The 14,082-nt window shown below is 69.7% G+C and carries 7 protein-coding genes and 1 tRNA gene; all 8 read right to left on the bottom strand.

Translation table 11 applies throughout. The annotated features are described in order from the left end of the window. Window positions 1-3: 3 nt before the first annotated feature. Window positions 4-8,610, bottom strand: coding sequence for a glucoamylase family protein (locus HXX10_RS03500; protein ID WP_296520136.1), 8,607 nt, complete (start codon window positions 8,608-8,610; stop codon window positions 4-6). A gap of 294 nt (window positions 8,611-8,904) precedes the next feature. Then, entirely contained in the window at window positions 8,905-9,213 is a 309-nt protein-coding gene (locus HXX10_RS03495) for a hypothetical protein (protein ID WP_296520135.1), read from the bottom strand. 112 nt (window positions 9,214-9,325) lie between these two features. Beyond that, window positions 9,326-9,457 (bottom strand): hypothetical protein, encoded by a 132-nt coding sequence (locus HXX10_RS03490; RefSeq protein WP_296520134.1) that lies wholly within the window; start codon window positions 9,455-9,457, stop codon window positions 9,326-9,328. A gap of 223 nt (window positions 9,458-9,680) precedes the next feature. Then, window positions 9,681-9,893 (bottom strand): cold-shock protein, encoded by a 213-nt coding sequence (locus tag HXX10_RS03485; protein WP_296520133.1) that lies wholly within the window; start codon window positions 9,891-9,893, stop codon window positions 9,681-9,683. 249 nt (window positions 9,894-10,142) lie between these two features. Continuing rightward, entirely contained in the window at window positions 10,143-11,138 is a 996-nt protein-coding gene (locus tag HXX10_RS03480) for a tripartite tricarboxylate transporter substrate binding protein (protein ID WP_296520132.1), read from the bottom strand. 20 nt (window positions 11,139-11,158) lie between these two features. Continuing rightward, window positions 11,159-12,004 (bottom strand): CoA ester lyase, encoded by an 846-nt coding sequence (locus HXX10_RS03475; RefSeq protein WP_296520131.1) that lies wholly within the window; start codon window positions 12,002-12,004, stop codon window positions 11,159-11,161. Between the two features lie 45 nt (window positions 12,005-12,049). Continuing rightward, a complete protein-coding gene (locus tag HXX10_RS03470) occupies window positions 12,050-13,312 on the bottom strand; it encodes a CoA transferase (protein ID WP_296520130.1) in 1,263 nt (420 codons plus the stop codon). A 461-nt stretch (window positions 13,313-13,773) separates the two neighbouring features. Then, window positions 13,774-13,848: transfer RNA gene (locus HXX10_RS03465), tRNA-Gln, on the bottom strand. Window positions 13,849-14,082: the final 234 nt, after the last annotated feature.

The raw sequence follows: 14,082 nt of genomic DNA, 5'->3' as shown, positions 1-14,082 counted from the left end.
CAGCTACACGGCCTGCTTTCGCGAGACGGCCGGCGCGAGCCGTTCGCCGTCGTCGTTCTGGTCCTGGCGCGCGGCGACATCCGTGGCCGGGTTTGGATCGATACCGACCAGCAGCGTGTGGGATATCCCGTCGAGAGGAACACGCACGGCTCCGGCCGAGGCGATCCGCACGCCATCGAGCAGCGCATGCGTGGCCTCGCCCTGCGGCGCCGCCTCGACCCGGATGTCGTAACGGGTCGATCCCACGATCACCTGCGCCTCGAACCCAGGCCAAGCACGGGGCATGCAGGGATCGACGACGAGCACGGCGCCCTCCCGGCGCAGCCCCAGAATGCCCTCGATCCCGGCCCGGTACATCCATCCGGACGCGCCCGTGTACCAGGTCCAGCCGCCGCGCCCGACATGCGGCGCAACCGAATAGACGTCGCCGGCCACCACATAGGGCTCGACCTTGTAGCGGTCGACCGCGGCGGGCGTGCGGGCATGGTTGATCGGGTTGACCATTGCAAACAGCGCGGCCGCCTTGTCGCCCTCGCCGAGCGCCGCAAACGCCAGGATGGCCCACATGGCGGCGTGGCTGTACTGCCCGCCGTTCTCGCGCAGGCCCGGCGGATAGCCCTTGATGTAGCCGGGGTCGTGCGTCGTCTGGTCGAAGGGCGGCGCGAACAGCAGCGCGAGAGCGTCCTCGCGGCGGACGAGATGGCGCTCCAGCGAGGCCATCGCGGTCGCGGCGCGGACCGGATCGGCGGCGCCCGACAGCACCGCCCAGGACTGCGCGATGGAATCGATCCGGCACTCCTCGCTGTCCTTCGAGCCGAGCCAGGTGCCGTCGTCGAAGGTCGCGCGGCGATACCAATCGCCGTCCCACGCCACCCGCTCGATCGCCTCGCGCACCGCGGTCGCGTGCGCGGTCCAGCGTCGGGCGCGGTCGGCGTCGCGGTCCTTCGCCAGCGGCGCGAACAGCCCGATCGCCCGCACCAGCAGCCAGCCGAGCCAGACACTCTCGCCACGGCCGTCCTGACCGACACGGTTCATGCCGTCGTTCCAGTCGCCGCTGCCGATCAGCGGCAGGCCGTGCTCGCCGGTGAGCGCAATGCACTGGTCGAGGCCGCGGGCACAGTGCTCGAACAGCGAGGCCGGCTCGTCGCCGACCATCGGCTGGAACAGCATGTCGTGCTCGCCTGGCTTGAGCACCGGCCCCTCGAGGAACGGCACCATCTCGTCGAGCACGCCGGTGTCGTGAGACCACGTCACATAGGTGGCGGTCGCGAAGGCGAGCCAGACCCGGTCGTCCGAGATTCGCGTGCGCACGCCGAGCCCGGTATTCGGCAGCCACCAATGCTGGACGTCACCTTCGACGAACTGCCGCGACGCGACGCGCAGCAGATGGCTCCGCATCGCATCGGGCTTGGCGAAGGTGAGCGCCATGGTGTCCTGGAGCTGATCGCGAAAGCCGTAGGCGCCACTTGCCTGATAGAAGGCCGAGCGGGCCCAGATGCGGCACGCGAGCGTCTGGTAGAGCAACCAGCCGTTCAGCATGATGTCCATGGCCCGGTCGGGCGTCTTCACCTGGACGGCCCCGAGCAGCGTCTCCCAATGCGCCGTCACCTCGGCGAGGACGACGTCGAGGTCGGCCTCGCGATAGCGGCCGATCAGCGCCCGGACCTCGTCGGCCGACCCGCACTGTCCGAGGAACATGGCCACCTCGACGGTCTCCCCCGCGGCGAGATCGACGATGACCTGCTGGGCGGCGCACGGATCGAGGCCCGCGCCGGTCGTGCGCGACAGCGGCGTCCGCCCGAGCAATGCGGCAGGGGCCGCGAGCGAGCCGTCGCGGCCGAGAAACTCCGTCCGGTCGGCTGTCCAGGCGGTCTGGCGGCCGGCCAGATCCGCGAAGGCGACACGCCCGGCAAACGAGATGCTCCACGGATTGCGGGCCAGGATCGCGCCGGTCGCGCGGTCGATCTCGGTCGCGATGAACGGACCCGATGCCGACCGCGACACGCCGAGCACCCAATCGGCATAGGCAGTGACCGACAGCCGGCGCGGCTGACCCGAGAGGTTCCGCAGCGTCAGCCGCGAGATCTTGATCGGATCGGCGAGCGGCACGTATTGCAGCAGGTCGGACGCGATGCCGTTGGCCTGGTGCTCGAAGCGGCTGTAGCCCCGACCGTGGCGCGCCACATAGGTCCCGCCGTCCCCGATCGGCCGGGCGGTCGGGCACCAGAGATCCCCGGTCCCCTCGTCACGGATGAAGAACGCCTCGCCGGCCGGGTCGACCACCGGATCGTTCGACCACGGCGTGATCTGGTTCTCGCGGCTGTTCTCGGCCCAGGTGTAGCCGGTTCCCTCCGCCGCCACGTGAAAGCCGAAGCCGGGATTGGCGATCACGTTGATCCACGGGGCCGGCGTCGTCCGGCCGTCCTCGAGCATGGTCACATATTCGCGGCCGTTCTGGTCGAATCCGCCGAGGCCGTTGAAGAACTCGAGGTCGACGGGCAAGCGGACCGGAGAACGCCGCAGCGGCATCGACGGCGTGCGCGCACGCGCCGCGGGGGCGCGGGCCGGCGCGGCGCGGAGCAGCGACACCGGCAGACGGGCGAGCTGGGCCGCGATCGATCCGCGACGTGCCACCAGCACGACCCGGGCGACCGACTGGAGCAGCGCCCGAACCTCGACACTCATCAGATCGGCCCGGAGCGTATAGACCGACCCCTGCGCGAGCTCGTCGCCGAAGCGCGGCCGGGTCTGGCTGCTGCGCACCGCGGTCTCGATCGCCACCTGCAGATCCTGCAGATAGGACGAGGCGTGCTCGTTGACGATGACGATGTCGACGGCGAGACGCTTGATGCGCCAGTATTCGTGCGCCCGCAGGAGCTGGCGGACCTGGGCGATGTCCTCGACATCGTCGATGCGCAACAGCACGATCGGCAGGTCGCCCGAGATGGCGAGCGGCCACAGGCCGGTCTGCGAGCCCGCCCCGCGCATCATCGCGTCCGGGGTCGCTCTGAACCGTCGGTCGGCATACAGGATCGGCGCCGCCAGGCCCTGGAAATCGGCCGCTTCCTCGGCATCGATGCCGAGATGGCGAAGCTGCACCTGGGCCTGGGTCCAGGCCAGCGTCCTGGCGCGGTCGTAGGCGTTGCGGTCGATGAGCTTGTCGACGAGGTCGAGGAGCTCGGTCCGCGAGGATGCCACCACGGTCCAGAACGCGACCCGCACCATCCGGCCGGGCGGGACCACCACCCGCTGTCGCAGCGAGAAGATCGGATCGAGCACGGTGCCGACCGTGTTCGACAGCGGGCGGCCATCGACGAAGCCGGCCGCCGTGGCGACGGTCCGGCCGCGGCCGATGAAGCGCGCCCGGTCGGTCTCGTATTGCGGATCGGCGGCGATCTCGCCCTCGACCACGGCGAAGTGGGCGGCGAACACCTGGGGCTCGCCGTGCGAGCGCGGGCGGCGCGTGGCGACGAGAGCCCCGAACTCGGCGACGTGCTCGGTCTCGACGAACATCTTGGCGAACGCCGGATGCGCGGCGTCGGCGGCCGGCGTCGTCAGCACCACCTCGGCATAGGACGTGAGCTCGATCTCGCGCGGCTGGCGCCCGCTGTTGGTCAACGTGACGCGGCGGACCTCGCCGTCGTGCTCGCCCGAGACCAGGACCTCCATGATGCTCGCCAATGTCCCGTCGTGACGGACGAACTGGGCATGGTCCTCGCCGAAGACGACCGCCTCGTCGTCGGCGGCAGCTCCCATCGGCTGCGCACCGGCCGACCAGACATGACCACTGCGGGTGTCGCGCAACACGATGAACGACCCCCAGTCGTCGCAGGTCGCGTCCTCCCGCCAGCGCGTCACGGCGATGTCGCGCCAGCGGCTGTAGCCGGCCCCGGCGGCCGTCAGCATCACGGCGTAGCGGCCGTTGGAGAGAAGGTGGGTGATCGGAGCATGGCCGGCCGACGCCGACACGCGGCGCACCGTCGGCGGCGCGGTGCGGCCTTGCGTGGTCGCGGCATTGAGCTCCTCGGCACGCGGATGCGCGACCACGACGTCGCGGGGCATGCGCTCCTGCAGCAAGAGCTCGCTCGCCTGGATCATCGGCTCGCGGTGGAACCGGGCGCGCATCCGGCCGTCCTGGACCGTGTTGGCGATCGCCACGATGGTCATGCCCTGATGATGGGCCATGACGGTGCGCACGATGGCGAAGCGCTCGTCGTCCGGTAGCCGCGACGGCGTGAAATCGAGCGCCTCGTAGAAACCGTAGCGGCCGCATGCGCCCATGTCGGCGAGCCGCGCGTAGTTGGCGCGCGCCCCTTGCGGATCCACCATGGTCGCCAGCCCCGTCGCATAGGGCGCGATCACCACATTGTCGGAGAGGCCGCGCTTGAGGCCGAGCCCGGGCACGCCGAAATTGGAATATTGGTAGGTGAACTCCGCGTCGCGGGCGTTGTAGGCCGATTCCGAGATGCCCCACGGAATGCCGAGCGAGCGTCCATAAGCCTCCTGGCGCGCGACCACCAGCCGGCTGGTCTGCTCGAGCAGGCTGCCGGCCGGCGCCCGCATCACCAGCGCCGGCATCAGATACTCGAACATCGACCCCGACCAGGAGATCAGCGCCGACCCGTTGCCGAGCGGCGTCGCGGTGCGGCCGAGGCGGAACCAGTGCCGGGTCGGAACATCCCCTTTGGCCACCGCGAACAGGCTGGCGAGCCGCGCCTCCGAGGCGAGCAGGTCGTAGCAGCCGTGGTCGAGCCGACGATCGGGAACCGAATAGCCGATCGACAGGAGCTTGCGTTCCGGGTCGACCAGGAAGGCGAAGTCCATCGCCAGTGCCATGGCGCGCGCCGTGTCGGCGAGCACCTTCAGTCGGCCGTTCAGGGCCTGCGGAGCCGCTGCGCCGAGGCTGTCGCGGCCGTGCTCGACCACGGTCTTGCGTAACGCGTCGATCCAGAACACCAGATCCGACGGGCCGTCGCCGGCGCCCGCCGGCACGAGGTCGCGGGCCATGCGGCCGGCCTTCTCGGCAAGTCGCTTCAGGGTCGGCGACACCGTCTCGATCGCCTGTCCCCCCTTCAGTTGGGTGTCGATCTCGTCGAGAACGGCGCCGAGTTGCCGCCCGGGCTCGCTGGTCGCGGCGGGCAGAATGCCGGCGGCGTCACGCACAAGGCGGAGATGGTCGAGCATGCCGTGCCGCGCATCCGCCACCAGGAGGGCATCGATCCATTCCTCGCAGGCGTTGGCGAGCACGAGCAGGTAGCCGGCGAGATTGCCGCTGTCGACCGACGAGACATAGGGCGGGTCGAGCACCTGCCGATCGAGGGTCCCGTACCAGTTGAAGAAGTGTCCCTTGAAGCGCGGCAGCGCCTGCATGGAGACGATCGTCGCCTCCAGCCGCTCGACCGTCTCGATCGTGCCGGCCCAGCCGAAATCGCGGGCCGCGACGGCGGAGAGCAGATAGAGGCCCATATTGGTCGGCGACGTGCGATGCGCGACGACCGGCTTCGGATCCTCCTGGAAATTGTCGGGCGGCAGCATGTTGTCGGCCGGCGTCACGAAGGTCTCGAAGAACCGCCAGGTCCGTCGCGCGACGAGGCGCAGGTCCTGCCGGTCCTGGTCGGAGATCGCCAGGCGTCCGGCGACTGTCGGCGACCGGCTGGCCCGCTGCGCGAGCGCCGGCGCCGACAGCCACAGCAGTGCGAACGGCAGCGCGAGCGGCCACGACGCCGGCGCGAGTGCGACGGCGCCCGCCGCGACCGCGACCCCGAGGGCGGTACCGCCCGCCATGTCCCGATAGAAGCCCTGAACCCCGAGCCGCGGCCGGCCGGTCGACTGCGCCGCCGTCGTCCATTCGAGCAGATGGCGGCGCGTCGCGAACAGCCGGGCGAGCGTTCGCACGATCGCATCGCCCGCCCGCCACGCCTGATCGGCCGTCAGCGTCACCGACATCAGCGCCTGCAGGCCCGCGAGCCGCAGGTCAGCGACGAGCGAGCCCATGTGATTGCGAAAGCGGATGCCGCTGCGGCGCGGCAGCACCGAAAAGACGGTCGGGAGAAAGGCCGGCACGGCGATGGCGGCAAGCACCAGAAAGGTTGCGAGCGCGGCTGCGTGCAGCGGCAGCAGCCAGCACGCCCCGAAGGTCGCCAGCGTGAACGGCGCGAGCAGCGAGCGCCGGAGATTGTCGAGCATCTTCCAGCGGCCGACGGCGGGCACCGCACGCAATCCGGTCCGATGTCCGAACACCCAAGGGATGAGCTGCCAGTCGCCGCGCATCCAGCGGTGCTGGCGCTTGGCGGCGACATCGTAGCGCGACGGGAAGTCCTCGACGACCTCGACGTCGGAGGCGAGGCCCGCGCGTGCAAAAATGCCCTCGTACAGATCGTGGCTGAGCATCGCATTTTCGGGGACGCGGCCGGCGAGCGCCCGCTCGAAGGCGTCGACGTCGTAGATGCCCTTGCCCGTGTAGGAGCCTTCGCCGAACAGGTCCTGATAGACGTCGGAGACGGCGGCCGCATAAGGGTCCATGCCGCCGGGGCCCGACACGATCCTCTGATAGAGCGAGCCCTCGCGCCCGACCGGCAAGGACGGCGTGACGCGCGGCTGGAGAATGGCGTAGCCGTTCACCACGCGCTGCTCCGCATCGCTGAACTTCGGTCGATTGAGCGGATGTCCCATCTTGCCGATCAGCCGGAGCGCCGCGTCCCGCGGCAGCCGCGTGTCGGCATCCAGCGTGATGACGTAGCGCACGTCGGCCGGCACGTGCGGCGCCTGCCCGGCCACCGCCACGAAGGTCGTGTCGGTGGCGCCGCGCAGGAGCTGGTTGAGCTCGTGCAGCTTGCCGCGCTTGCGCTCCCATCCCATCCACTTGCCTTGCCCGGCGTTGTAGACGCGGCGGCGATGCAGCAGCAGGAAGCGCTCGCCGTCGGGACCGGGACCGTAACGTTGGTTCAGCTCTCCGATCGCGGCGGCGGCCTTGGCGAGAAGATCGGCGTCGCGCTCGACGACCTCGCGGTCCGCGTCGACGCCGTCCGACAGGAGCGCGAAGGTGAGGTCGCCGCCGCTGGCGAGGTGATGCACCTCCAGGCCTTCGACCTGCTCCAGGAGGTCGGCCTCGCTGGTCAGCAGCGTCGGCACCGCGACGAGTGTCCGCAGCGATGGCGGAACGCCCTCCGTCAGTCCGAGACCGGGCAGCGTCACCGCGCCGAAGCTCCAGGTGATCGCCCGGTCGACGAGGGCGGTCGCCGCGGCGCTCGCCGGAAGAGCGCCGACCAAGGCGAGCAGGACGAAGCGGCCGAAGTCCGGCCCGGGCTCGAGCACCCACAGGACGCCGGCCAGCAACGCCGCGGTGACGAGCAGGATCGCACCGACATAGCCGCCGATACCGAGGCGAACATTGAAGCGGCTGATCCGCAGCCGCACCGGCGGCCGGAACCCGATCGCGCGCTCGAGCGCGCCGCGGCCTTCGGCGATCAGATGGTAGCCGGGGTCACCGGCCCGCTCGGCCTCGACCACGTCGCACGTATCGGCCGTCCGCTCGTGCGCCGCTTTCAGCGCGTGGTCGGCGATGTCGAGCTCGGTGCAGGACGAGCCGCGGGCCAAGAGCTCGATGGCGCTCCGGTACAGATTGCGGGTCGGGAAGTCCATCGCGGCGAAGGCGCTTGCGGCGCGCAGCCGCGCGTCGACGAGACTCACGCTCTCGAACAGCTCCGACCAGTCGACGTCGGAGATCAGCCGCATGCTGGTGATGACGTTGCGCACCGAGACATTGGAGGCGCCTTGCCGCTGCTGGGCATGCCGGACCACGTCGTCCATCGAGACACCCTGCCGGGCAAGCCGCTCCTCCAGCCAGCCGAGCGTCGGCGTCGTGCGCGGATCCTGGTCTCTCAGTCGCTTGGCGAGCTGAGCGGCGAAAAGCTCCGACAGCGGTCCGGACGAACGGCCGGCGATGTCGGTGTCGAGGGCCGAGCGGGCGCCCCCCGTCGCGAGAAGCCGGTTTGCGAGCGCATCGGCATCGGCCCGCGCGGCGCGCCCCGCGGTGATCTGGTCGGAGAGCCGGCGCAGGTTTTCGATGAGAACGATGCGAAGCGTGATCGCGACCGCCCACAGCTCGCCGATCGTGAGCGGTTGGACCCGCTGATAGGCGGCGATGAACCGGCGCAGCGTTTCGGGATCGAAATGGCTGTCGGTGTGTGCATTGAACGCCCAGGCGAGACCGAACACGCGCGGATAGCCGGCGAACGGCCCGGTCGCCAGCTTCGGAAGCTGGCGATAGTAGCCCGCAGGAAGGTCCTCGCGGATCTCGCGGATCTGCTCCTCGACGAGGTGATAATTGTCGAGCAGCCATTCGGCGGCGGGAACGACCCCGCGGCCGCTGTCCAGCTCCGCCGCGCTCGCGCGGTAGGCGGCCAGCAAGGTGGCGGCATTGTCGTCGAGGCGACGGCGCAACGGCAGGACCGATATCGGTCGGTCCGTGACGGACTGGGCGGCTGCAAGGCTTTCCGCGTGCTGCTCGAGCCGCTCGACGCCGAACAGCTCCTCCCGCACCGGCGCCTTGTCGGCCCATGGCGAAGAGGCGCGGCGTCTTGCGAGCACACGGCGAAGGATCGAGGTCATAACTGCCTTTCTGGCCGGGGTCGGCTCACGAAAGACGCGACCGGCGAACCGTTCGGGGACACAGCAGGATCTGCCGCGGCGGTCCCACGGCGCACGATGCGACGACCGACGAGGACGGACGGTCGGCAGAGCGCAGCTCCGACCGGCATCGAGCAAACCGCGGAGCCGCCGGTCTCCGGGTCAAAGCGCGTTCGACGAAAGCGGATTGCGACTTTGCGTTCGATCGCGCTCCAGATTTATGACGAAGAGCGCTTTACTTCACACGATCCGGGTTCCGTTTCGCGCGAGAGCGCCCTAGTGGTGCCACTCGGATTCGGCCGGCAGTTCGCCGACCACGTCCACATGAGCGGCTTCGCTCGACGACGCCAGCCGCTTTTCGGAGAAGTGCAGCCGGAGCAGCCGCCCGTCGTCGGTCTTCAACAGAAGACCCTTCCGGCCGAACACATCCTTCATGATGCCAGCCGACATGCGGATTTCGCCGCTGCTGGTCACCTGGCCGGGATTGGTGAGAAAGCCGTCGAAATCATAGTCGGCGCGGGCGATCGTCCGGTCGCCGCAGATCAGATCTCCGGCGCCGGACAGCCCGCCGAGATAGTGCAGCATCGATCCTCTCCTTCACGGTGAGCGCGCCGTGCGCACGACAACCCGACGCTGCGGAGCCCTCACCGGAAACTCCGCATCGCGCAAACCGGGTCGGAGCCGACGAGGGCGCGGATCAGGCCTTCTTCTTCAGAAGCCCGTTCGACGAGGTCATGCCCTTGGTCAGGCCGATCGGAGCCGCCGGCGGCTCCTTTTTCTTCTTGGGCTTCTTGATTTCCCGATTGCCGTGCTTCTGTCCCTTGGCCATGCCGTCCTCCTGCGTCACCCGATCCGCGGTTGCGGCTCGGTCAGACACGAAAAGCCCCGCGACCTCGACGAGGTGCGGGGCCAGGAAGGCGCCGAAGCGCCCCGTCGGGCAGATTGCGGCCGCATCGGTCCTGTCGAGCCGACGGTTCATCCGTGGTCGACTCGGGGCGCACCGATGCCGGTCGCCGGCGCGCCGGTGGCGAGCACCGGCGCCGACGCTGCAATCAGTCCAGAACTTCCAGCTTTTCGGCGGCCATCTTGCCCGTCTTGCGATCGGACACGAGCTCGAAGCTCAATTTCTGGCCCTCGCGCAGATCGGAGAGACCGGCGCGTTCGACGGCGCTGATGTGAACGAATGCATCAGCGCCCCCATTGTCTGGCGCGATGAAGCCGAAGCCCTTTTGCGCGTTGAACCACTTCACGGTTCCCTTGACCATCAGGACCGCCTTTCGTGTACGGAATTATCGCTCGCCCGCTGTCGCGAGCCGTCGAAATCGCGTTTTCGGGAAAGATAATCGTCGGCGCGATGCTGATGATCAGCGTGGAGCCACGTCTTCTCGCCGTCTATCGACTTCCCTGATATGGGTGCAAATTCGCAAACATCAAGGCTGCCATGCGTCTTTTGACGGAATGACACCGAGCAACGTCATCGGGGCGGGCTCCGAGAACCGGGCAAACGGACGCGCTCAATCCGCCAAGATGTTGCGCTGCCGCGCGATCGTCCGCCATTTCTCGATGTCGAGGCGCACATGCTCGGCGACCTGCGCCGCCGTCATCGTGATCACCGGCTCGGCGCCCTCCTGGGCGAAGCGCGCCCGCATGTCCGGCTCGTCGACCACGGTCCGGATCTCGGCATTCAGGGCCTCGGCCATCGCGCCCGGCATGCCGGGCGGCGCCAGCACGCCCCACCAGATCTCGACGTCGTAGCCCGGCAGCGTGTCGGAGACCGGCGCCAGGTCGGGCACCAGCGACGAGCGCTCCTTCGACGACACCGCCAGCGCCCGCACATGCCCGGCCGTCACCTGGCTGGCGACCGACGGCAGCGTGGCGAGGGTGAACTGGATATGGCCGCCGATCACGTCCGTGATGGCGAGCGAGATCCCCTTGTAGGGAACATGCGTCATCTCGACCTGGGCGAGCGAGTTCATGATCTCGATGCCCATGTGGTTGATCGAGCCGAAGCCGGCCGAGCCGTAGCTGAGCTTGGACTTGTCGGCTCGGGCGGCGTCGAGCAGGTCGGAGAGCGTGCGATACGGCGTCGCCGCACCGACCGCGATCACCAGCGGCCCCTTGGCGACCAGCGCCACCGGCGTGAAGCTCTTGACCGGATCGTAGGGCAGCTTGCGCTGCACGGCCGCGTTGGTGGCGAAGGTCGACGAGGTCAGCATCAGGGTCGCGCCGTTGGGCGGCGCATTGGCGACCATGCCGGCGCCGATCGACCCGCCGGCACCCGGCTTGTTGTCGACCACGATGGTGGCGCCGAGGCGCGGGCCGAGCTTCTGGGCCAGAGCGCGGGCGAAGGTGTCGTTGCTGGCGCCGGGCGGGAACGGCACCACCAGGGTGATCTGCTTGGGCCAGGCGACGGGAGCCGGCTGAGCGACCGCCACGGCGGTGGCGACGACACAGGCGGTCAACACGGCCGAGGCCCAGGCGAGGCGAGGACGCGATCCGGCACGGCTCATGGTCCTTGCTCCTTCCACGCTCATCCCTGCCGCGCCAGCAGGGCGCGGGCGCGGGCGATCACCGGGACGTCGATCATCTTGCCTTCGAACATGCAGGCGCCGGTGCCGGCCGCGAGAGCGGCGTCGTAGGTCGCGATCAGCCGGCGGGCGCGGTCGAGCTCCTCCGCCGACGGCGAGAACACTCGGTTGAGGATCGGCACGATGCTGGGATGCACGCAGGTGGCGCCGTCGAAGCCGAACGTCCGCGCCTCGTGCGCGGCCTTCTCGACGGCATCGATGTCCTTGAAGTCGGCGACCGTGCGCAGCAGGCCGAAGGAGCGCACGCCCGCCGCCTTCGCGGCCATGTGCACCAGCAGCTTGGGCAGCCGCAGCACCTCCGGGGTGGGCTCGGCATCCATGGCAGTGGCGATGTCCTCGCCGCCGACCATCAGGCCGAACACGCGCGGCGTCGCCTTGGCGATGATGCGGGCGTCGAACACCGCGCCGGGGTCCTCGATCATCGGCACCAGCACGGCCGGGTCGGTGCGGCCGGCCTGCCGCTCGATTTCGCCGAGATGGGCGGCGAGCCGCGCCAGCCGCTCCGGATCGTTGGTCTTGGGCACGAGCATGCCGAAGGCGCCGGCCCGGCAGGCCGCCGCGGCATCGGCGAGATGACGCTCCTCCTCGGCGTTGATGCGCACCAACGCCTTGGCGCCGTTGCGGGACACCGACGGAACGGCGGCGGCCAGAGCCGCGCGGGCGGCATCCTTCTGGTCGGGCGCGACCGAGTCCTCGAGATCGAGCACGACGGCGTCGGCGCCGCGCGTATGCGCATTGGCGACGAACCGCTCGGAGCTCGCCGGAACATAGAGCAGCGACCTGAACATCGTGGCGGACACTCCCTGGGCCGCGCTGCGGCGCGGGCAATCACGTCATTCGGCGTCGGGCGACGAGGCGGGCTCCCCCTCGGAGACGATGCCGGCCGCGAGCAGCCGGTCATATTCGTCATCGCAAACGCCGAGTTCGGCGAGCAGCCCGCGGTTGTGCTCGCCGATGGTCGGCGCCGGACTGCGGATCGAGCCCGGCGTTCCCAGCAGGCGCGGCACGACATGGTGCATCGGCACGCGGCCCATGTCGGCGTCCGGATAGTCGGCGACGATCTCCCGCGCCTTCACGTGCGGGTCCTCGACGATCTGCGCGATGTCGTAGATCGGCCCGATCGTCACCTCGGCCTTCTCGAAGAAGGCGACGTTCTCGGCCTGGGTGCGCTCGGCGATGAAGGCGGCGATGATCGGCTCGAGCGCATCGGCGTTGGCGACGCGCTCCGCGTTGGTGGCGAAGCGCGGGTCCTGGGCGAGCTCCGGGCGGCCGATCGCCTCGAACAGCCGGCGGGCCATCTTCTCGGTCGAGGCCGACAGCCCGACATAGCGGCCGTCGCGGCACAGGAAGGCGTTGCGCGGCGCCGAATTGGTCGACCGGCTGCCGGTGCGCTGCTTGACCTTGCCGGTGAGCCGGTGATTGGCGGCATGCGGCCCGAGCACGGAGAACAGCGGATCGAGCAGCGGCAGGTCGATCACCTGGCCGCGGCCACCGTTCACCTCGACCTCGCGCAGCGCGATCATGGCCGCCGAGGCCCCGTACAGGCCGGCAATGCCGTCGGCCAGGTAGATCGGCGGCAGCACCGGCTCGCGATCGGCGAAGCCGTTCATCGAGGCGAAGCCGGACATGCCCTCGATCAGCGTGCCGAAGCCGGGACGCCGGCTGTAGGGGCCGTCCTGCCCCCAACCGGAAATGCGGACGATGACGAGCCCGGGATTGCGCTCGAGCAGCAGCTCCGGCGCCAGCCCCATCTTCTCCAGCGTACCGGGCCGGAAGCTCTCGATCAGCATCCGGGCGGACGGAACCAGCCGCAACAGCAGCTCGCGCGCCTCCGGCCGGCGCAGCTCGAGCGCCAGGCTCTTCTTGTTGCGTGCGTATATCTTCCAGTGGGTGGACACGCCGCGCGTGCGCCAGGCCCGCAGCGTGTCCCCGGCCGGCGGCTCGACCTTGACGACCTCGGCGCCGAAATCGCCCAGCACCTGGGTCAGCACATTGCCGGCGAACAGCCGCGACAGATCGAGGATACGCACGCCGGTCAGCGGCCCCGTCGCCTGCGACGCGTAGCTGTCCTCGCATGCCTCGTCGGATGTCGTCATCTCGAACAGGTCTCAGGCCCTGATGGTGAAGTCACTGGCGGGGCGCCTCGCGCCTTGCGGAGGGTCTTCGACAGGATGGCCGTGAGGGCCGATCTCCTGCGCGGAAATTTTCTGCATGAAGGCACGGACTGGCGGGGCGCGCGGATCGTCGAGCGTCACTGTCGTTGGCGATGTCGCCGTCGAACATGGCGCGAGCAGCGATGGAGGGCAAGCCACGAATGCCTGCTGAAACAGCCGGTCGGCTGCGCGGGGCGGAGCTCGGCCGACGAGGGCGGCACGACGCGTCGTTCCGCGACGGCATCGGGGCGAACGCGAGACGGCGGATCGCCACGCTCGCGAGACGACACCAGCGGCGCGTGCGCCCGCCCGCGGCCCACCGGTGTGTCGGAGCGCCGCGCATCACCGCGATTCGGGATTTTCAGCCGAGGATTCGCAAGCCTTGACAGAGACTTGAAAAGGGCTGGCTGGGGCGCCTGGATTCGAACCAGGGAATGGCGGAATCAAAATCCGCTGCCTTACCACTTGGCTACGCCCCAAGGCGGCGGGCCGCGCGGGCGGACCATACGTGCCCCGTCGGCCGGGATCAACACGCGCGGGCGGACGGCACGCCGAATTCGAGCCGGCCGTTTCGGCACCTGCCGGGCCGTGCACCGGGCGCTCCGGGCGCCGGCGCGGCCGGCTCCCACGCCCCCCGGCCGCGGCCGGCTGCCGCCTTCGCCCAATTTCTTTTTGACACCGGGGGGCGGACGACGCGATATGGTTGAATTCCC

The organism is Rhodoplanes sp. (assembly GCF_013377085.1).
In the GTDB taxonomy this organism is placed as follows: Bacteria; Pseudomonadota; Alphaproteobacteria; order Rhizobiales; family Xanthobacteraceae; genus Rhodoplanes.
The sequence above is the reverse complement of the archived record's forward strand: the minus strand, read 5'-3'. Positions and strand labels throughout refer to the sequence as shown.